Origin of the sequence: Leisingera sp. ANG-DT (assembly GCF_000813785.1) — a bacterium.
Lineage (GTDB): Bacteria > Pseudomonadota > Alphaproteobacteria > Rhodobacterales > Rhodobacteraceae > Leisingera.
Map to the genome: position 1 here is coordinate 18,629 of NZ_JWLE01000007.1, position 17,242 is coordinate 35,870.

The 17,242-nt window shown below is 60.1% G+C and carries 23 protein-coding genes; 4 read left to right on the plus strand and 19 right to left on the minus strand.

The genetic code is table 11. From position 1 onward, the window contains the following. Positions 1-31: 31 nt before the first annotated feature. The 3 genes from RA21_RS08835 to RA21_RS22270 all read right to left on the minus strand — a co-directional run bounded on the left by RA21_RS08835 (position 32) and on the right by RA21_RS22270 (position 894). Positions 32-217 carry a PLD nuclease N-terminal domain-containing protein gene (locus tag RA21_RS08835; RefSeq protein ID WP_019296341.1) on the minus strand — a complete coding sequence of 62 codons (186 nt, stop codon included), beginning with the start codon at positions 215-217 and terminating at the stop codon, positions 32-34. 178 nt (positions 218-395) lie between these two features. Further along, complete coding sequence (locus RA21_RS08840) at positions 396-677, minus strand: hypothetical protein (protein ID WP_039147928.1); 282 nt, start codon at positions 675-677, stop codon at positions 396-398. A 55-nt stretch (positions 678-732) separates the two neighbouring features. Further along, a complete protein-coding gene (locus RA21_RS22270) occupies positions 733-894 on the minus strand; it encodes a DUF1328 domain-containing protein (RefSeq protein WP_019296343.1) in 162 nt (53 codons plus the stop codon). Positions 895-961: 67 nt separating this feature from the next. Between RA21_RS22270 and RA21_RS23005 the strand changes: the two genes are divergently transcribed. After that, on the plus strand, positions 962-1,312 hold the full coding sequence (locus RA21_RS23005) for a hypothetical protein (protein WP_206540053.1): 351 nt from the start codon (positions 962-964) through the stop codon (positions 1,310-1,312). 473 nt (positions 1,313-1,785) lie between these two features. Here the strand turns inward: RA21_RS23005 and RA21_RS08850 are convergent, their stop codons facing one another. From RA21_RS08850 to RA21_RS08855, 3 genes are all read right to left on the minus strand, one after another. Next, positions 1,786-2,334, minus strand: a complete 549-nt coding sequence (locus tag RA21_RS08850) for an RNA polymerase sigma factor (RefSeq protein WP_019296345.1) — start codon at positions 2,332-2,334, stop codon at positions 1,786-1,788. After that, positions 2,331-2,498 (minus strand): NepR family anti-sigma factor, encoded by a 168-nt coding sequence (locus RA21_RS22840; protein WP_019296346.1) that lies wholly within the window; start codon positions 2,496-2,498, stop codon positions 2,331-2,333. The genes RA21_RS08850 and RA21_RS22840 overlap by 4 nt, the downstream gene beginning before the upstream one ends. A 147-nt stretch (positions 2,499-2,645) precedes the next feature. Next, on the minus strand, positions 2,646-3,284 hold the full coding sequence (locus RA21_RS08855; protein WP_082008916.1) for an MgtC/SapB family protein: 639 nt from the start codon (positions 3,282-3,284) through the stop codon (positions 2,646-2,648). A gap of 157 nt (positions 3,285-3,441) precedes the next feature. On the opposite strand from RA21_RS08855, the gene RA21_RS08860 reads away from it, so the two are divergent. Together RA21_RS08860 and RA21_RS08865 are read left to right on the plus strand one after the other, a co-directional pair. Next, entirely contained in the window at positions 3,442-3,927 is a 486-nt protein-coding gene (locus RA21_RS08860; RefSeq protein WP_039147930.1) for a hypothetical protein, read from the plus strand. A 10-nt stretch (positions 3,928-3,937) separates the two neighbouring features. Then, positions 3,938-4,063 carry an entericidin A/B family lipoprotein gene (locus tag RA21_RS08865; protein ID WP_019296349.1) on the plus strand — a complete coding sequence of 42 codons (126 nt, stop codon included), beginning with the start codon at positions 3,938-3,940 and terminating at the stop codon, positions 4,061-4,063. Positions 4,064-4,168: 105 nt separating this feature from the next. On the opposite strand, the gene RA21_RS08870 is transcribed toward RA21_RS08865, so the two are convergent. From RA21_RS08870 to RA21_RS22275, 4 genes are read right to left on the minus strand one after another with little or no spacing between them, the layout of a single operon-like run. Then, positions 4,169-5,653 (minus strand): phospholipase D-like domain-containing protein, encoded by a 1,485-nt coding sequence (locus RA21_RS08870; protein WP_019296350.1) that lies wholly within the window; start codon positions 5,651-5,653, stop codon positions 4,169-4,171. Further along, on the minus strand, positions 5,631-7,346 hold the full coding sequence (locus tag RA21_RS08875) for a sensor histidine kinase (protein ID WP_241483493.1): 1,716 nt from the start codon (positions 7,344-7,346) through the stop codon (positions 5,631-5,633). The genes RA21_RS08870 and RA21_RS08875 overlap by 23 nt, the downstream gene beginning before the upstream one ends. A gap of 50 nt (positions 7,347-7,396) precedes the next feature. Next, entirely contained in the window at positions 7,397-7,954 is a 558-nt protein-coding gene (locus RA21_RS08880) for an RNA polymerase sigma factor (RefSeq protein ID WP_019296352.1), read from the minus strand. Next, positions 7,947-8,147 (minus strand): NepR family anti-sigma factor, encoded by a 201-nt coding sequence (locus RA21_RS22275; protein WP_082008917.1) that lies wholly within the window; start codon positions 8,145-8,147, stop codon positions 7,947-7,949. Before RA21_RS22275 ends, RA21_RS08880 begins: the two co-directional genes overlap by 8 nt. 92 nt (positions 8,148-8,239) lie before the next feature. On the opposite strand from RA21_RS22275, the gene RA21_RS08890 reads away from it, so the two are divergent. Then, positions 8,240-9,055: a response regulator gene (locus RA21_RS08890; protein ID WP_039147935.1), complete on the plus strand. Its 816-nt coding sequence runs from the start codon at positions 8,240-8,242 to the stop codon at positions 9,053-9,055. A 633-nt stretch (positions 9,056-9,688) separates the two neighbouring features. Here RA21_RS08890 and RA21_RS08895 read toward each other — a convergent pair. Genes RA21_RS08895 through RA21_RS08935 form a run of 9 tightly spaced genes read right to left on the minus strand, consistent with a single transcriptional unit; the run spans position 9,689 to position 17,235 of the window. Further along, positions 9,689-10,795, minus strand: coding sequence for an alpha-hydroxy acid oxidase (locus tag RA21_RS08895; RefSeq protein ID WP_019296355.1), 1,107 nt, complete (start codon positions 10,793-10,795; stop codon positions 9,689-9,691). Then, positions 10,795-11,349: a sulfopyruvate decarboxylase subunit beta gene (gene comE / locus RA21_RS08900; RefSeq protein ID WP_019296356.1), complete on the minus strand. Its 555-nt coding sequence runs from the start codon at positions 11,347-11,349 to the stop codon at positions 10,795-10,797. The genes RA21_RS08895 and comE overlap by 1 nt, the downstream gene beginning before the upstream one ends. Further along, entirely contained in the window at positions 11,346-11,852 is a 507-nt protein-coding gene (gene comD / locus RA21_RS08905; RefSeq protein ID WP_019296357.1) for a sulfopyruvate decarboxylase subunit alpha, read from the minus strand. Before comD ends, comE begins: the two co-directional genes overlap by 4 nt. 37 nt (positions 11,853-11,889) lie before the next feature. After that, the gene (locus tag RA21_RS08910) at positions 11,890-12,300 is read right to left on the minus strand and encodes a universal stress protein (RefSeq protein ID WP_039147939.1); all 411 of its coding nucleotides are present in this window, start codon (positions 12,298-12,300) and stop codon (positions 11,890-11,892) included. 30 nt (positions 12,301-12,330) lie between these two features. After that, positions 12,331-13,311, minus strand: coding sequence for a zinc-dependent alcohol dehydrogenase (locus RA21_RS08915; RefSeq protein WP_039147942.1), 981 nt, complete (start codon positions 13,309-13,311; stop codon positions 12,331-12,333). Further along, on the minus strand, positions 13,308-14,069 hold the full coding sequence (locus RA21_RS08920) for an SDR family NAD(P)-dependent oxidoreductase (RefSeq protein WP_039147945.1): 762 nt from the start codon (positions 14,067-14,069) through the stop codon (positions 13,308-13,310). The genes RA21_RS08915 and RA21_RS08920 overlap by 4 nt, the downstream gene beginning before the upstream one ends. Continuing rightward, positions 14,062-15,369 carry a histidinol dehydrogenase gene (gene hisD / locus RA21_RS08925; RefSeq protein WP_039147948.1) on the minus strand — a complete coding sequence of 436 codons (1,308 nt, stop codon included), beginning with the start codon at positions 15,367-15,369 and terminating at the stop codon, positions 14,062-14,064. Before hisD ends, RA21_RS08920 begins: the two co-directional genes overlap by 8 nt. Before the next feature lie 11 nt (positions 15,370-15,380). Then, positions 15,381-16,709 (minus strand): TRAP transporter large permease, encoded by a 1,329-nt coding sequence (locus tag RA21_RS08930; RefSeq protein WP_019296362.1) that lies wholly within the window; start codon positions 16,707-16,709, stop codon positions 15,381-15,383. A gap of 13 nt (positions 16,710-16,722) precedes the next feature. Further along, a complete protein-coding gene (locus RA21_RS08935; RefSeq protein WP_039148163.1) occupies positions 16,723-17,235 on the minus strand; it encodes a TRAP transporter small permease in 513 nt (170 codons plus the stop codon). Positions 17,236-17,242: the final 7 nt, after the last annotated feature.

Below are 17,242 nucleotides of genomic sequence, written 5' to 3' on the forward strand. Positions count from 1 at the left end.
TGCCGGACCGCTTCAGGCCAATGCCGGCTGGTCAAATCTTTGCGGCAGAGGATTTCGGGCCTGCAATAAGCCAGATGATAAAGCCCACGACGGGCAGAATGAGAATCACAAGGGTCCAGAGGATTTTGGCTGCGGTGGAGGCGCCGGAGGACAAGATTTGAATGATTGCGTAGATATCTGCGGCCAGCACAAGCAGGCCAATCAGCCCATATTCCATGATAGTCTCCCTTCAGTTTCCTGTTCTGATCAGAAAACGCACAGGGAAGAAAAATGGTTCCCTTACACCGGGTAATTTTCCTTGTCGCGCTACCGGCGATGCCGTTTTCAGACCGCTTGGAAAAACCAAAAGCCGCGCCATAAAGCGCGGCTTTCATTTACTGTTTTGAACCGTTGTCTTAGAAACGGCTGCGCATGGCCAAACCAAGCAATACGCCGGCCCCCAGAGCACCAGCGATGGCAAGGCCAGGATTTTCTTTTACAAATGCCCGCCCCTGTGAAGCCACACGCTGAAGTTCACCAGAACTGTACTGCAGCCCGGCACCAATTTGCTCTTGCGCCTGCTGGACAGTCTCTGCGGCCTGTTCTTTCACGCGACCGGTCAGGTTGCCGTTTGCCGCTTCTGCTGTGGCTCCGGTGCCCTCAGGTGAATGCTTTTTTGCTTCGGCTGTGTTGGTCATGTGTTGATATCCTTTTTTTAGCTGCCGTTCTGCAGTCCGCGGGAGCTCTGCCGCGTCAGCGCTTGATAAAACGAACAATGATCGAGAGAGCGAAGAGCACCAGGAAGATCACAAACAGGATCTGAGCGATCCCGGCGGAGGCTCCGGCGATGCCGCTGAAACCAAGAATTGCGGCCACAAGCGCGATTACTAGAAATGTGATTGCCCAGCCAAGCATGACTCTTCTCCTTCAATGTTTACGCGCTGCTGTGCGCCATCTTTAACATCAACGGCTTTGCGGGCGATTGGTTCCGGATTTCCTTGCCGCCGGTGCTGTAATAGCTCCGCTGGATCAGGAGAAAGCGCGGCTGCCAAGCTGCGTTTCAGGTATTCCAGCACCTGATCAGCTGCCGCTGCGGATCTCTTTTTCAGGTTTTTGGAACTTGATTTCGGGGAAAGGTAACCGACACATCCTCTATGCCGAATTCGATGCTTTCAACTCCGGCGTCAAATTCGAGAAGCTGGCCGCCTTCGTCCAAGGCGACGATGTCTGGAAGGCGGGTTTCTTAGACTCTGGCCGATGCCGCTCGTGCAGATGCCGAATACCAGCAAAGGGATGCCCGCATCGAAGGCAATTGAAGCAGGAGGATTCTTGACACAGTTTTTTAGGCTGCAAGCCTCATTCAATGCGGCCGCGGACGGAAGGGGACCTGAACAGCGGCCAAATACGGTGGAGACCTGCTTGTCTCGGTTAGGCAAAACTGGGTGACACAAGAGAAAATGACCCCCGCCGCAGCAATGTCGGGAGCCCAGTGGAACGACCAAGTTGGGGAAAAGTCGTGCAGCGCTTTAAGGCTGCCAGCAGTTGTAAGACGCACAATGCCGGGTTCGGTTCCGAAAAAGTCCTTGAACGCAAACATATTTCCTTATCGACTAGCCCAGCAAAAAAGGCATTGGCCAGCCCCCGCTCTCGAAAACATGTGCATCGGCTGAAAACTCATTCAATTTCTTCAGGGCATGGATGGGGAGCGTAGCGTTGTCCCCATTTGGTAATGCCCAGAAATGAAAACAGGCCCGGGCCACGATTGCGTGGCCCGCAAACTAATCGGGTCAGAAACCGGCAGAGTCCTCAGTTGACTGGGCCATTGGACAGAATTCCCGCAGTTACACTGTCTGTGAGTTCCAGCGCCTCGTCATCTTGAAGGCTAAGCAAATCAGCAAGCGATGCACGCGCGCGTCCAACCCGGCTTTTAATCGTCCCGACAGCGACACCGCAGGTTTCAGCAGCTTCTTCATAGGAAAACCCGCCTGCACCGACCAAGATCAACGCCTCGCGCTGAGTGTCCGGAAGTTTTTCGAATGCCTGCATGAAATCCCGCATGTTAAGGCGGCCATCGTGATCGGGTTTTGAAGCCAACGCCAAGGCCAGCGATCCGTCAGCATCCTCAACCTCGCGCTTGCGCTTGCGGCGCAGCGAATAGAAAGTGTTACGCAGAATGGTAAACAACCAGGCCCGCATGTTCGAGCCGGCATTGAACTTCTCGATATTACTCCAAGCTTTGATCAGAGTGTCCTGCACAAGATCATCTGCAGTTGCCGAGTTCCTGGTGAGACTGAGCGCAAAGGCACGCAGCGCGCCCAGATGCTCAGTCAACTCATCTCGCGGATCAGCTGTCATTGGATGTCCTTCTTGTGAAGTTCAGCTTTGCGCAGCTGCTCAAGCAGATCAGTGAACCGCTCCGGCAACGGTTCCGCCGCCAGCTCGTCAAAGGCATGCTTTAGGCTGCGGTCGATATGGTCCGCTTCACGGGGGACGCGGTGGATGTTCTTTTGCTTCGCCATTGTTCCCTCTGCTCGACGCTCACAGGTTCTCAACGCGTCAAGCAGCGAAATGGTTCCTGCGATGCTGAAAAGAGGATTAGCCCGGACAATTGCTCACCTCATGCAGAAATCAGTTGGCGCGTCGCTGTCATCATCTGACCCGGAAAGTTAGTTCATGTCGGGCCGGTCATCTGCGCCACGGTGTGCCATCAAGCGGCTGACGGACAAAAGCAGTGCTGCCAACCCTGCAGTAAGAAAGGCCATCACTGTGAAGCCGAGCCCTGCTGCCATTCCAACCGCTCCAGAAACCCAGATGCTGGCAGCCGTGGTGATACCGCCGACACGTTTGTCGCCCTTGATGATCGCCCCTGCGCCAATGAAGCCTATCGCACCCATCAAGCCCTGGGTCACGCGGGTCGGATCTGAAGACAGGCCCTCGGCCTGCATCTGACGGCCAAATTCCAGACCTACGATGATGAAAGCCGCTGCACCAAGTGAAACCATCATGTAAGTGCGGATGCCTACCCTGCGGTGGCGCAATTCCCTGTCCAGTCCCAGCAGTGCGCCGCCGGCCAGGGCAACGGTCAATCGCAATGCCCAGTCCAGCTGTGTTGAATGGCTTGCTGCGCTCGCGAAAAAGTCCACTCTGCCTACCCTCCCGGCACCACTGCTTTTCCCTGCGCGGCTGCAGGGATCTGCACGACAAACACTTGAACCGGCAAAGAGTTCCCTAGCCTGGCATATCTTCGGGTGAGCTGCCAGGAAACAATTCGGGGGCTTTTCCACAGACCGCAATCGCGCATCCATGCTTCGTCTTCCAAATTTCAACACTTGTTCTTCAGTGGTAATCAGGAGCGAACCTGAGCGTTTCCAACTTTAGCCAATCAATTTAGGAACCGTTCAAGAAGCTCGTGCGTTTCTCCGTTGCATCCCCATTCGGGGCAGAAATGTAAGGAGCAATAAGATGACTCAACTGATCCGAACCGCCGCCCTCGTTTCGGCCATGGCGACGGCAGCTGTGGCCGGCCCCAAAGTCTCCGAAATCGACGTAACAGCAGATCTGAGCGCGATCGAAAACCACTCAGCCGCCGCAGTTTGGACCAGCCTGGAAACCGACCTGGAGACGGCGCTCGCTGAGCGTCTGATCGGACAGATCGCGGATGCTGATACTGAGGGCGCGGAAATTCATGTCGAGATTGACTCGGTTCTGCTGGCCAGCAACTTCGAACAGGCGCTTGGTGTCGGCGAATGGGTGCTGAAGGGCGATGTGGATATCGACATGCCTGATGCATCCAAGGACATGCGATACGATCTCACGGTCTCCGCGGATCAGCTTAATGCCTACTACCCTGAGGGCACCGATCCTGCGACTGTTACCGTTGACAGCGAAGCGTTCTATTCCGCCATCATCGGTGCCTTTGCCGGTAACGTGGCATCCAAACTGAAATAAGGAAAACGTTATGCGCATCATTCTCGCGTTCTTTGCGCTGGTCGGTCTGGCCGCATGTGAAACTGCCGAGGGCTTCGGCAGGGATGTTTCGAACCTCGGCAATGAGATCACCGAAGAATCTCAGGAAGCGCAGTAAAGCCTTACTTGCTCTTCCAAAACTGAATGGCTCGGCTCATTTGGGTGCCGGGCCATTTTTTCGTCCGCAGCAAAGCACCTGCGGGCCATCCTGACTGCTGGCGGTTCAAACGATGTCTTCGGTCGCCCCGGGCAAAGGTTGCTGCAAATCCGACATCCTGTCCTGATCATGCAACACTAGTAGACCGCGGCGCGCTTCCGGGCGCCGCACGTTGTTGCGGCGGATCTCATTTTGCCACCATGGAGCTGCTGTTGCCGGGTTCAGCGCTTCAAGCGGCAGATCCTCTTGCCACCAGTGCCGCGCCAGCGCATGCCACAGCTGTCTGACCCTGTCCTTCTGCGGTATCCGCAGAGCCGCTTCGGTATCCCATCGCATTGAGCGCCCATTCAAATTGGCTGAACCAACCATAGCAAAGCACCCGTCAGTGATTAATACCTTGCTGTGGAGATAGATCATGGGGGATCCCGTCAATACAGAGGGCGCATCGCGGGCCGCCATGCGCGGCTGAACCGGGCTGGCAATACAGGCGCGTGTGCCAAAGGCTGTGCTGATCTCCTGCAGTGCTTCGGCCTGCAATGCCATGCCATAACGCGCATCCAATTCACGGCTGCCCTCAAAAGCAACCTCCTCGGGCAGCGCAGGCAAAATCAGGATCAAGGACAAATCCGGGTTGCGGCGCGCCGCATCGGCCAGCCCGCGGGCAATTACGCTGGAGCGCAGGTATTGGGTTTCCAGGTAGACCAGATGCCGGGCCTGTGCGAAGGCCTCTAAGTGATCGTCCTCAATTTCTTTCAGGACCGTCCGTGGCGACAACGCCCAAAACCCGCCGCGGCGCGGCACAGAAAGCGTTCGACGGATGTGTTTGCCTTCGGAGGGGCGCTTGCGCAGGGCGATTTCCTCCTGGAACTGCTCAAGATGGTTTGCTGCCTCAGCGGCTTCTGGCCCACGCACCATCAGCTGCACATCAGCCCATGTTTCGTGCGCTGGTTGGTCGTGCTTCTGAGTGTCGAACCGGCGCCGGTTCAAATCCAAGCCGCCGATGTAAAGGATTTTACGGTCGATCACCGCAATTTTTTGGTGTTGAGAAACCGGGTGAAGCTGCGGCAACCCCTGACGGCTGGCCGCTTGGGGCCGCAATCGTTTGGGCAGGTTGCGCAGTTTTTGCAAAACGAAAGGTGAAAAGGCTATCCGCGGCAACAGCCCTGCTCGCGCGGGATGCATCGCGGCGGAGACCGAGAGCAGGGCCGCCTGCTCAGGCCCGAGAGAGTCAGCAATTTGCTGTGCTTGCTTCAATGTCTTCTGTGCAGCTGCATGCAGCGGAGTGGCCATGACCGGATCAAAATCGCTTACCACCAGCCTGACACGGACACCGCGCCGAAGCGCATCGGAAATGAGATCTGCCCAGGTTTCCCCGAATTGCAATGTTTCCGGAGAAAGAAGAGGCGTGGCAAAATCGAACAAGCGGAAGCTGGCAATGATCTCCTTGCGGGCTTTCAGTACTGCCCGTTCGAAGGCGGGCCAGGCCTGCTCGGCGGTGATCAGTACCTCAAAATCCCCGCGGCGGTGTTCATGCGGCGGGTTCTTTTGCATCTTGCTCCTGCTCCGTCATTGAGGCCTCTGGCGGTGATGCCCCTGCAACGGCGGGGAACCCCAGACGGTATGTATACCTGCTCTCTGTTTCATGGGTGGTGGCATCACCATCAAGCTGTGTGGCAAAGGCTGCCATCAGGCGTGCGCCGATACCGGTGCCCCCGATTTCCTCGTCAGGGTCCAGCATCGGTTGCCCCTTGGTATTGGTCACCTCAAGCTCCAGCCAGTTTTCTGCCGTTTCGCGCAGGCTGACACTGATTGCCGGCCGTCCGCCCTCCGGTACGCCGGTGTATTTCACAGCATTGGTCATTGCCTCCGAGACGAGCATCGAAAGGGTTACCGCCTGATCCTGGCTGAGCGGTCTTTGCGCAACGTCGGTCTCGATTGCTACATCCTGTCCGGTGCCAGAACTCATGGTGCCGATCTCTTCTATCAGCTCGTTGATAAGTTCGCGGCTGTCTACGGTGGAAACGTCCGGATTGGTGTTAAGACTGCGATGGATGGTGGCCAAACCGCGCACCCGCCTCTGCAGCTGTGACAGCATCCGCCGGGCCTCCGGTGTTTGGGCGTTCCGGCCTTGCATGTTCATGATGGATGCCACCAGCTGCAGGTTGTTCTTCACACGATGATGCACCTCGCGCAGCAACATTGTTTTTTCTTCCAGATCAAGCTCGCGCCGCCTTTCTGCTTCACTCAGGATCGCCACCATGCGATTGAAGGATTGCTGCGCCTCCCCAAACTCCCGTGGGGGCGAATTGAGTTCAAGGGTTGTGTTCTCTCGCTCCCCCAGCGCATAGCGGCGCATTGCTCTTCGCAATGCGTTAAGATGGCGGATCACCATCTGCTGCAAGCCTAGGACAGCGACTGATATCCCAGCAATCCACATCAGCACCGGGAAGGCCAGGGTCATCCAGGAGGTCGGGCTGGTGCTCACGGACAAGGCATTCTCCACTGGCCAGCTGCCGACAACTGCTACTTGGCCGGGAAGGATTTGGCTCACGGCAAAAAAACGCTCCTGGCCGGAACGCGAATCTTCAAAGAATGTGCTGCCGGCGCGCTGCAGCAGTTCCCGTCGCGGGACCGAAACCGGCAACGCCTGTGCGGCCTCCTGCTCCGGTACGCTTGCGGACAGGATCTCCCCTTGCGCGTCCAGGGTGACAAACCGGATGCCCTGCTCGGCCCATCTGGTGCCAGCCAGCGATTTGGTCAACTGGTGCGGAATTGCGATGGAGATATATCCTAGAAGGGTGCCGGCGCGTTGCACCGGGCTGGTTGCTACCAGTTGGGGGCCACCAGCGCCGAGTATCCCGTCTCCCACTGCAAACGAGAGGCGCGCGGCTTGCTGGCTCTTGAGAAACATCCACTTCTCGGACACATCCGCCGTGCTGCCATCTGATGAGCATTCCATTTTCCCCCCAGGGGTGATGAAAGCTGCAAAGGTGAAGGGATTCTGGCCTTGAACAAATGCCGTCATCAAGTCTGTGCAGCGGTCGCCCTCGCCGTAAATAGGCAGGATCGCGGCAGCCAACCCCTCAGTGGCGCCGCCAGCCCGCTGTAGCAGTTCGCGTTCCTTGGCTGCGGCTTGCTGGGTATGTGCCAGCAAAGACGCATGGGACAACCGGTTGGCTTCCTCGACCACGGCGTTGGTCTGGTACAGCGCAATCAGGCCCAGCGGCAGCAGCGCAAACGTCATCAGCGCGGCCAGCCGTGTAAGAAGGCTCCCTTGAAGCCGTGACCCTGCGATCATGCGGCGCTTTGCTGGGCAACGATCCCAGCTGTGACAGTATCAGTCAGTTCCATTTTGTCTTCGCCTTCCAGACCCATCAGCTCCGTTAGACGGGCACGCGCACGGTTCACACGGCTCTTGATCGTTCCTGTCTTCACGCCGCACATCTCTGCGGCTTCGTCATAGGAAAAACCTCCCGCGCCAACCAGAACCAAGGCTTCACGCTGCTCGTCACTTAAGTGCTCAAATGCCGCGTTGAAGTCCTGCATGTGGAGCCGCCCGTCATGATCGGGTTTCTGGGCAAGGGCACCAGTGAGCACACCATCAGCGTCCTCCACTTCGGATTTGCGTTTGCGGTTAAAAGAATAATAAGTATTGCGCAAAATGGTGAATAGCCAGGCCCGCATGTTCGAGCCGGGATTAAACTTCTCGATATTAGCCCAGGCCTTGACGACAGTGTCTTGCACCAGGTCATCGGCAGTGGCGCTATTGCGGGCAAGACTGATGGCAAAGGCGCGCAGTGCACCCAAGTGGTTGACCAACTCATCTCTGGGATCTGGCGCGGCCTCAGTCATCGGAAGATTTCTCTTCCAGCTGATGTGGATTGTGCGCCTCGAGCGCTTCCTTTTCCTTCAGTTTCTTCAAAAGATCAGTAAACCTGTCGGGCACAGGCTCACTTGCGATCTGATCAAAGGCTCGCTTAAGGTTCTCATCAATTTCGCGGTCGGCCTGTTCGTTGCGCGGCCGGGCGTGTTGTGGTCGTTTCATGCAATCCAACAGTTTTCTGCGCAGCTTTTGGAACTAAACGCTTTGAGGCGCGTTTGGTTCCATATCTATTGTAAAAAAAGGGACTACGCAAAATGACCGCTCAATCGGGAGAACTGATCGCCAGTCAGATCGGCGCTAACCTGCCCTATTTGCGCCGCTATGCCAGGGCGCTGACCGGCAGTCAGGACACCGGTGACAAGTATGCGCTGGCGACGCTCGAAGGCATTCTTGCTGGCGAAGAAGATTATGACAGCACGCTGTCTCCCAAATTAGCGTTGTTCCGCGTCTTTCATGCTATCTGGTCCTCTTCAGGAGCTCCCGCCGCGGAAAATGAAGACGAGCCCAGTCTGGCAGCCAAGGCACAGAAACACTTGCGGCGGCTTACACCGAACACCCGAGAAGCGCTTCTGCTTCACACCATCGAAGAGTTCAGCGCAAAAGATACCGGCAGAATCATGGGCGTGAGTGAAAAAGAAGCCTCTGAACTGATTTCAATTGCTTACGAGGAAATGGCTCGCGCCACCTCTGGCCAGGTTATGATCATCGAAGATGAGGCGGTTATTGCAATGGATCTCGAAGCGATCGTGACCGGAATGGGCCATAGCGTGACGGGTATCGCCCGCACAGGAACCCGCGCGAAGGAGGTGGCCGCACAGGTTTCGGCGGACCTCATCCTGTCTGACATCCAGCTGGCAGACAACTCCAGCGGCATCGACGCGGTGAATGGGATCCTGGCAACTCATGGCGAACGGCCAGTGATTTTCATCACGGCCTATCCTGAACGCCTGCTGACAGGTGAGGGGCCGGAACCGGCGTTCTTGATTTCAAAACCTTATACTGAGGAGCAGGTGCGTTCGGCAGTGAGCCAGGCGATGTTCTTTTCGTCCACCGAAACGCTGAAGGCCTGATTAAGCTTAGTGGAGAGAGGTGCTCAGTCCAGGTCCGTATTGGCAACGGAGCAATAAATGCTCCGTTAGTCATGCACAAGCTAAGTCCATTGGGCAGGTGCTGCAAACAACGTTGTATTCTAGACGTTTAAAGCAATCTGTTTGCTGCTGCTTCGCTGTCTTGGATTCTGCTGGCGCAATGAAGACTAGTCTTCAGCGCCAGCTAAAACACAGATTGACAGTTTGGGCACCTTTCATACCAGTTTAAGCCAGATACCGCGCGCGGATGAGTGGGGGTTCACGCCAGTGTGGCAATCCGGCTCTGACTTGGTGGAACCGGCAGACTCGCAAAATTTGGTTGCTGCAAGCGCTAACGTAATTTGTGCTCTTTTTCCAAATTCAGTCGCCGAAGCAGCAAATGCCCCATTAGTTTTGCTTATCCATGAGTTTCATATCGTGTGTTGACAGAAGGCCGCGAAAGGGCCCGCATGCACCAGCAGCTGTTTGTAACCGCCTCCTGTGGCCGGTATTTTCCCGGCGGCGGTCAAGAGCTCCTTCCAGCCGATCAGGGCTGAAACCGCGGAAATGTCCTGCACATCAAGCTAGTTGTTATCTCTAGAAGTGCAGCGGAGTTTGGAATGAGCAGTACCCCTCTTACTTTCGCAGACCGTCACCAACGATTGAAGTTCTTCCGGTTTGCGCCATGGCAATGCTCAATTCTTCGCTAAGGGCATTCCAAAGTTGTTCCAGCCCCGGCTCACCAGCAGCCGCTATCGCGTATTGCAGAATCCGGCCGATAAAGACGAAGTCCGCACCCACTGTAAGAGCTTTGAGAACATCCTCGCCTGACCGGAGGCCGCTGTCATAGAAAACTGGGGCCTCCGGACCCACCGCCGCACGTATTTTCCTGAGCATCTCTATCGGTGCCGGAGTTGCTTCCAATTGGCGCGCGCCATGGCTGGAAACCTGGATGGCATCAACGCCTGCAGCGACCAGCGTGCGGGCATCTTCTACGTCGAGCACGCCCTTCACCACCAGCTTGCCGGGCCAGAGATCGCGCAGCCGCGCCAGTGTGTCCCAAGTGGCGCGCGCCCGGCTTTCGGTTCGGTCGAATTCGTAGCCCTCCATCTCGAAATTCGCCATCACTGGCTTACCTTTCATCAAAGTGGTCAGAGACCAGCGCGGATGCAGGGCAAAATCAATGAACTGCCGCGGGCCGATGCGGAACGGCATCTTGAAGCCGTGGCGCAGCTCGCGCGGGCGGCGGCCGACCTCGGGCACATCGACCGTGAGCACCAGCGTCTGATAGCCGGCCGCGCGGGCGCGCTCGGCCAGCTTGAAGGTGCCAGTGCCGTCGCCGCTGAAATAGAGCTGGAACCAGGCATAGCCCTCTGACGCCGCCAGGATGGTCTCCAAAGGAGTCGAGGCGACGGTGGAAACCCCATGCGGCACACGGTAGCGCGCCGCCAGCCGGGCCAGCATCAGGTCGGCCCCGGGGGCCGACAGGTTGCACATGCCCATGGGGGCAATGCCGAAGGGCCGGTCCGCCTCGGCACCGAAAACCCGGGTGGCCAGCGAGCGCTGGCTGACATCGCGCAGGATACGGGGCCGCAGGGTGATGGCGTCCAGGGCAGCGCGGTTGCGCGCCGCCCCGGTTTCCTGTCCGGCGGCGCCGTCGATATAGTCAAACACCATCCAGGGCAGCCGCCGCCGGGCCAGGCGCCGGGCATCCTCGGCGGAATGGATGGCGCCTGCGCCCATCAGCCGGCCACGGCCTTCATGAAGCGGTCGCGGATCACCACTGGGTCCATCGTGATCACCGGCATCTTGGCGTTGCCGCTGTCGCATTTGACCACCAGCACGGTGGCTTCACCGCTGGCGAGCGCTTCCTCCAGCGCCGGCCCGGTGTCCTTGTCCTGCACCTCCACCACCCGGGCGCAGCCAGCGGCGCGGGCCATGCCCGCCAGATCGGTGCGCTGGCTGGTATAGGTTGGCTGATCACCGGTGGAGCCATAGGAGCCGTTGTCGATGATCATCAGGATGTAATTGCCGGGGGCATTGTTGCCGATGGTGGGCAGGGTGCCGAGATTGGTGAGGATCGAGCCGTCACCGTCGATCACGATCACCGGTTTCGGCTGCGCCAGCGCCAGCCCCAACCCGATGGAGGAAGCCAGCCCCATGGTGCCCAGCATATAGAAATTTGTCGGCTGGTCGTCGATCGCGTGCAGCTCCTGGCTGGGAATGCCGATGTTACAGACCACCAGCTGGTCCCGCAGGATGGGCGCGATCTCTTTCAGGATTTCGGAACGGATCATTGGTCGCCATAGCCTCCCCAGAAGTTGGCGTCGGTCAGGATGGCAACGGGCTTGTTGCACATGAAGGTGTATTTCAGGATGTTGTCCAGCTCCTCGACATCTTTCTGCCAGTGGAAGTGGTAGGCCGGGATATTGAGCTGGGCCAGCAGCGCCTTGGTATGCACCGCCATTTCAACCTGGCAGGCCACCGGCTCGCGCAGCTCGCCGCGGTAGGAAATCAGCATCGGCAACGGCATCCGGTAGTATTGGATCAGCGTTGCCAGCGTGTTGATGGTGACCCCGATGGCGGTGTTCTGCATGATGATGGCGGGACGCTTGCCGCCCATCCAGGCGCCGGCGCAGAGCCCCATGCCCTCGTCCTCCTTGTTGGAGGGGATGTGAAAGATGTCGTCGCGCTGGTCGATCTCCTCGATCACGCCGGCCAGTTGCTTGCAGGGCACGGTCGTGACGAAGGAGACGCCGTTGGCGGCCAGATCGTCAGCGATCCTCTTGTCTATGTTCATGGTGGGTAGCCTTTGCTTCGGAGGTCGTGTTTCTGAGTCAGGAAGTGCGGCAGACATGCACCGCGCAAGGTGCGTGGCGGACCACGCGGGCGGCTGTCGAGCCGAGGAAAAAGTCGCTAAGCCCCGGTTTGTGGGAGCCGACAACGATGCAGTCCATGCCGTGCTGCTCTGCGTATTCGACAATGGCGCGATAGGACCGGCCTTTGACGATTTCCGCCGTCACATTGTCCAGGCCTGCGGTCTTGGCCGCGAGCAACTGGCGGGCCTTGTCGAAGCCTTCGCGCACGGTGTCTTCATCCAGGTAGGCGGTGACCGAACTGTGCACCGCCTCATAGACATGCAGCGCGGTGATCTGCCCGCCCGGATTGCACAGGGTGGTGGCGGCCTTCAGCGTGGTCTCAGAGACCCCGTGATCCAGGGCCATGGGAACCAGGATTTTGTCATACATGGTTGCTCTCCGTTTGCTCCGTGCGCGGGCTCATGCCCAGGGGTCGAGGATGATCTTGGGTGCCGCCACCGCGCCGGACCGCAGGTCGCGGAAGGCAGCTGCGCCGTCCGACAGTGGCCGCTGCTCAGTCCAGTCTATCGGGCCGAGACGGCCGTCGAAGATTGCCTGCGCGGTGTCGCGGAAATCCTGCGCGGTATAGGTGTAGGTGCCGATGAACGTGATTTCCTGCAGCGTCATGCGGCGGATTTCCAGGCCGCCCGCGTCCTCGCCCAGTCCGACATGGGCAATCACCCCGCCGGGCGCGGCAGTTGCTGAGGCTGCGGCGCGGGTGGCGGCATAGCCCACGGCGTCCACCACCAGCGTCGTCATGCCCTGAAACTCCGCCACCACCTTTTGCCCGCAGCGGTCCGTCAGGAAGGCCCGGCGCGCTTCGTTCGGCTCCTGGATGGTCACCTCCGCCACCCCCATCGCCCTGAGCGCCAATGCTGATGCGAGGCCGATGGCGCCGCCGCCGATCACCAGCGCGCGGCGTTCTGTGCTTGGATGCAGCGCCTCCAGCGCCAGCCGGGCGGCGTGCCAGCTGACCGCCAGCGGTTCGGCCAGAGCGGCCTTTTCCAGAGGCACCGCCTCCGGCACGGTCACAAGGTTGCGCTCCGGCATCGCCACGAACTGGGCAAAGGCGCCCTCGCGCGGGGGCATGGAGATGATCTGGCGGCTGGCGCAGAGGTTTTCGCGCCCCGACGCGCAGGCAGCGCAGCTGCCGCAGGTCACCAGAGGATTGATCGTCACCCGGCGGCCCGCCTGCGGTCCGTTCTCGATCACCCCCGCGGCTTCATGCCCCAGGATCAGCGGCGCAGGCCTGCGGTTGTCGTGGCCCAGGTAGGCGTGCATGTCCGACCCGCAGATGCCGGAGGCGCGGATGCGGATCAGATGCTCGCCGTCGCGGCCCGCGGCCATCGGCACGTCGCGGAACGCCAGCGTCTCAACCCCTTCATAAACCAAGGCTTTCATTTCGCCGTGAACCCCCCGTCAACCATCAGGATTTGCCCGGTGACATAGGCCGAGGCCTCCGAGCACAGGAACAGAAGCGGCCCGTCGAGATCCTCCAGCCGGCCGTTTCGGCCGATGCAGGTCTGCGCGGCATTGCGGGCGGCGCGGGCGTCATCCCCGAACACCGCCTGGGTCAGCTCGGTCGGGAAGAACCCCGGACCGATTGCGTTGGCTGTGATGCCATGGGGCGACCAGGCCTCTGCCATGGCGCGAGTCAGCTGGCCGATCCCGCCCTTGCTGGCGCCATAGGCGATGCCGCCGGGAAAGGCGCGGGTGGTCTGGAGAGAGGCGAAATTGACGATCCGTCCCCAGCCCCGCTCCTTCATCGCCGGCACCAGCGCTTGGCTCAGGAAGAAGGGCGCCGAGAGGTTCAGCGCCAGGGTCTGATCCCAGCCCCCCGCTGTCACCTCATCCGCGGTCTGCCGCGGGTTGACACCCGCCGCATGCACCAGGATGTCCGGCGCCCCGAAGGGGGCGGAGACCGCCTGCCGCAGCGCTCCCAGCTTGCTGCGGTCCGCCACATCCGCGGCCGCATATGCGGCCGCTGGCCCGATCTCCGCGCAGAGGCTCTCCAAAGCCTCCGCCCGCCGCGCCACCGCCACCACCTGCGCCCCGGCTGCGGCCAGCGCGACCGCTGCCCGCCGGCCCAGACCAGAGCTGGCGCCGGTGATGCAAGCGGTCCGGCCTGCCAGATCGAACAGGGTTCGCGGGTCAGCCATTGGCGGTCAGGTCAAAGGTTTCATCCGGGAAATACTTGGCCAGCCGCACGTCGGCCGCGCGGGCGTGGCCCTCCATCCCCTCCAGCCGGGCAATCCGGGCCGTGGCCTCTGCCACCGGCTTGGAGCCCTCGCGGGTAGCGCGCTGCCAGGTGACGATTTTCATGTATTTGTGGACACTGAGACCGCCGGTATAGCTGGCCGCGCGCGAGGTCGGCAGCACGTGGTTGGTGCCCGCCGCCTTGTCTCCGTAAGAGACCGTGGTCTCCTCGCCCAGGAACAGCGAACCGTAGCAGGTCAGTTGCTCCAGCCACCAGTCCAGGTCCTCTGCCTGCACGGTCAGGTGCTCGGGCGCGTATTCGTCGGAACAGGCGGCCATATCCTCGCGGTCCGCACAAAGGATCACCTCGGCATAGTCGCGCCAGGCCGCGGTGGCGTTCTCGCGGTTCACCTCGGGCAGATCGTCGATGTAGCCGGGCACTAGCCGCATTACTTCTTCTGCCAGGGCGCGGTTGTCCGTCACCAGCCAGACCGGAGAGTTGTAGCCATGCTCTGCCTGGCTCACCAGATCGGTGGCGACGATATGGGCATCCGCGGTGCTGTCGGCCAGGATCAGGCTGTCGGTGGGGCCTGCGATCATGTCGATGCCGACACGGCCGAACAGGATGCGCTTGGCTTCGGCCACGAACTGGTTGCCGGGGCCGACCAGGATGTTGGCCTTGGGCAGGCCAAAGAGGCCGAAGGTCATCGCAGCAACCCCCTGCACGCCGCCCATCGCCATGATCTTGTCGGCGCCGCAGATGTGCGCCGCATAGATGATCGCAGGAGCCACACCCACGCCCGGGCGCGGCGGCGAGCAGGCGGTGATGTGATTGCAGCCGGCCACCTTGGCGGTGGTCACGGTCATGATGGCGCTGGCGATATGGCTGTAGCGGCCACCCGGCACATAGCAACCCGCCGCATCCACCGGGATCACCTTCTGCCCGGTGACAAACCCGGGAGAGATTTCGGTCTCCACATTCTGCATTGTGCTTTTCTGCAGCTCAGCAAAGCGGCGCACATTGTCGTGGGCGAACCGGATGTCGGCCTTCAGCTTCTCCGGCACTTGCGCACAGGCGGCCTCGATCTCCTCGGCCGTCAGCAGCACATTGCCTTCGTACCGGTCGAATTTGGCGGCATATTCCAGAGCCTTGGCATCGCCGCCGACCTCAATATCATCCAAGATGCCGTGCACGATCTTATGAGTCTCGGAGGCATCCGACTTGGGGGTCAAGGCGGCTTTTTTCAGGTATTCACGGGTCATTTCCGGGGGTCCTACTTGTAGATATCAGGAAGCAGCGTGGTCGAGATCGGCGGGAAATAGGCGATCAGCAGCACCACGATCAGCATGGTCAGCACGAAGGGCACGGCGCGGGCGGCGATCTTGAGGATGGATTCGCCGGTGATGCCGGAGACAACGAACAGGTTCAGCCCCAGCGGCGGGGTGATGAAGCCCACACCCAAAGCAGTGATCATCATGATGCAGAACTGGATTTCGTTCATTCCGATATTGTCCGCCAAGGGCTTCAGGATCGGTGCCAGGATCACGATGTTGGGGGTCGTCTCCATCACGCAGCCGGCGGCAATCAGGATGCAGATCATCAGGAGGATCAGCAGCGAGGGATCATCGGTCAGCCCGGTCACCGCGGTCACGAAACCCTGCGGCACGCCCATGATGGCCAGCGCCTCGGCCAGCGGGGCGGAGAAGGCGATGATCGGCAAGATCACCCCGTTCACCTTGGCAGAGCTGACCAGCATCGCCGGGAAGTCCGACAGCTTCAGGGTGCCGAGCAGGAAGCCCATCAGGATGGTGACGACGACCGCGGTGGCGCCGGCCTCGGTCGGGGTCAGGCGGCCTGAGAAGATGCCGTAGAAGATGATGCCCGGCACGATGAAGGCATACCAGCCGGATTTTAGCGCATGGCCCAGGTTGCCCAGCCACTCGCCCAGTCCCATATTGCCGCCGGTCTCATAGGTATAGAGCCGGTTCATGATGATGTTGGTGACCAGGATCGACACCAGGATCGCCAGACCCGGGATCAGCGCGGCCAGAAACAGGGTGGATGCGGAAATGCCGAGTACCAGACCGATGATGATATAGGCGATGGAGGGCGGGATCAGGATGCCGGTGCAGGCGCCCGCCGCCACCAGCGCGCAAGCATAAGGCCGCGGATAGCCGCTTTCGACCAGCCGCGCGATGGTCATCCGGCCCACGGCGGCAGCACCGGCGGCGTCAGAGCCGGAGATCGCCGCGAACATGCCGCAGACCAGCACCGTGGCAGAGCCGAAGCCGCCCCGCGTCCAGCAGGTCAACGCCTCGGCCACATCCAGGAACTTCTTGCTGAGGCCGGTCCGGACCAGCACGTCGCCGGTCAGGATGAACAAGGGCACCGCGGTCAGCGCAAAGGCGTCGATGCCGGTGAACAGGCTTTCGCCGATGGCGCTCAGCGGCAGGTCGCCGGACATCACCAGCATGGTGATCGCCGCCGCGCCGATGGCGGCCCAGACCGGCACCGCCAGCGCAATCAGCGCCACGAACATGATCACCGGCAGGTAGAAGTCCCAGCCCAGTTCGACCGTTTGATTGAGTGAATTCCACAGCATCGCTCAAGGCCCCTCAATCAAACAGCTTGTCGCCTTCAAAGACGGGGGTGCCGTCGCGAAGGCTGCGGTAATCGCGCAGGAAGGATTGCAGCAGGCGCCAGATCATCAGGGCAAAGCCCGCGGGCACCGCCATCAGGAACCACACCATCGAGATGCGCAGCCCGTGGCTGACCGATCCGAATTTGGCGGAGACCAGCACCGTCTCGAACGACCAGTAAAGCGCGACCAAGGCCACGATGAACATCACCAGGTCGCCGAAGATGTAGACCAGCGCCTTGGTGCGAGGCCCCAGGTAATGCAGGATCACGTCGATACGGATGTGGGCGCGCTCCTTGACCGCCGCCGCGGCGCCGATCCAAGCCAGGTAGATAAAGGAATAGCGGACGATTTCCTCGCCCCAGATCGAGGAAAAGGCAAACAGCTCGCGCCGGATCACCTCGACCGCCATGGTGATGACCAGCATCACATAGAACACCAGGAGCAGCCAGCGTTCTGCGTTCTTGTCGATGTTTCGCAGGATGTGCATTGCCATT

What these genes read in the sequence shown, in the direction of transcription:
- RA21_RS08860 (WP_039147930.1), top strand. Translation starts at nt 3,442, where the DNA reads ATGACTCAACTGATCCGAACCGCCGCCCTCGTTTCGGCCATGGCGACG.
- hisD (WP_039147948.1), bottom strand. Translation starts at nt 15,369, where the DNA reads ATGACCCGTGAATACCTGAAAAAAGCCGCCTTGACCCCCAAGTCGGAT.
- RA21_RS22270 (WP_019296343.1), bottom strand. Translation starts at nt 894, where the DNA reads ATGCTTGGCTGGGCAATCACATTTCTAGTAATCGCGCTTGTGGCCGCA.
- RA21_RS08865 (WP_019296349.1), top strand. Translation starts at nt 3,938, where the DNA reads ATGCGCATCATTCTCGCGTTCTTTGCGCTGGTCGGTCTGGCCGCATGT.
- RA21_RS08850 (WP_019296345.1), bottom strand. Translation starts at nt 2,334, where the DNA reads ATGACAGCTGATCCGCGAGATGAGTTGACTGAGCATCTGGGCGCGCTG.
- RA21_RS08935 (WP_039148163.1), bottom strand. Translation starts at nt 17,235, where the DNA reads ATGCACATCCTGCGAAACATCGACAAGAACGCAGAACGCTGGCTGCTC.
- RA21_RS08895 (WP_019296355.1), bottom strand. Translation starts at nt 10,795, where the DNA reads ATGGGCGCAGGCGCCATCCATTCCGCCGAGGATGCCCGGCGCCTGGCC.
- RA21_RS08875 (WP_241483493.1), bottom strand. Translation starts at nt 7,346, where the DNA reads ATGACGTTTGCGCTGCTGCCGCTGGGCCTGATTGCGCTGTACCAGACC.
- comE (WP_019296356.1), bottom strand. Translation starts at nt 11,349, where the DNA reads ATGATCCGTTCCGAAATCCTGAAAGAGATCGCGCCCATCCTGCGGGAC.
- RA21_RS08835 (WP_019296341.1), bottom strand. Translation starts at nt 217, where the DNA reads ATGGAATATGGGCTGATTGGCCTGCTTGTGCTGGCCGCAGATATCTAC.
- RA21_RS22840 (WP_019296346.1), bottom strand. Translation starts at nt 2,498, where the DNA reads ATGGCGAAGCAAAAGAACATCCACCGCGTCCCCCGTGAAGCGGACCAT.
- RA21_RS08910 (WP_039147939.1), bottom strand. Translation starts at nt 12,300, where the DNA reads ATGTATGACAAAATCCTGGTTCCCATGGCCCTGGATCACGGGGTCTCT.
- RA21_RS08870 (WP_019296350.1), bottom strand. Translation starts at nt 5,653, where the DNA reads ATGCAAAAGAACCCGCCGCATGAACACCGCCGCGGGGATTTTGAGGTA.
- RA21_RS08840 (WP_039147928.1), bottom strand. Translation starts at nt 677, where the DNA reads ATGACCAACACAGCCGAAGCAAAAAAGCATTCACCTGAGGGCACCGGA.
- RA21_RS22275 (WP_082008917.1), bottom strand. Translation starts at nt 8,147, where the DNA reads ATGAAACGACCACAACACGCCCGGCCGCGCAACGAACAGGCCGACCGC.
- RA21_RS08855 (WP_082008916.1), bottom strand. Translation starts at nt 3,284, where the DNA reads ATGGATGCGCGATTGCGGTCTGTGGAAAAGCCCCCGAATTGTTTCCTG.
- RA21_RS08890 (WP_039147935.1), top strand. Translation starts at nt 8,240, where the DNA reads ATGACCGCTCAATCGGGAGAACTGATCGCCAGTCAGATCGGCGCTAAC.
- comD (WP_019296357.1), bottom strand. Translation starts at nt 11,852, where the DNA reads ATGAACATAGACAAGAGGATCGCTGACGATCTGGCCGCCAACGGCGTC.
- RA21_RS08920 (WP_039147945.1), bottom strand. Translation starts at nt 14,069, where the DNA reads ATGGCTGACCCGCGAACCCTGTTCGATCTGGCAGGCCGGACCGCTTGC.
- RA21_RS08915 (WP_039147942.1), bottom strand. Translation starts at nt 13,311, where the DNA reads ATGAAAGCCTTGGTTTATGAAGGGGTTGAGACGCTGGCGTTCCGCGAC.
- RA21_RS08930 (WP_019296362.1), bottom strand. Translation starts at nt 16,709, where the DNA reads ATGCTGTGGAATTCACTCAATCAAACGGTCGAACTGGGCTGGGACTTC.
- RA21_RS08880 (WP_019296352.1), bottom strand. Translation starts at nt 7,954, where the DNA reads ATGACTGAGGCCGCGCCAGATCCCAGAGATGAGTTGGTCAACCACTTG.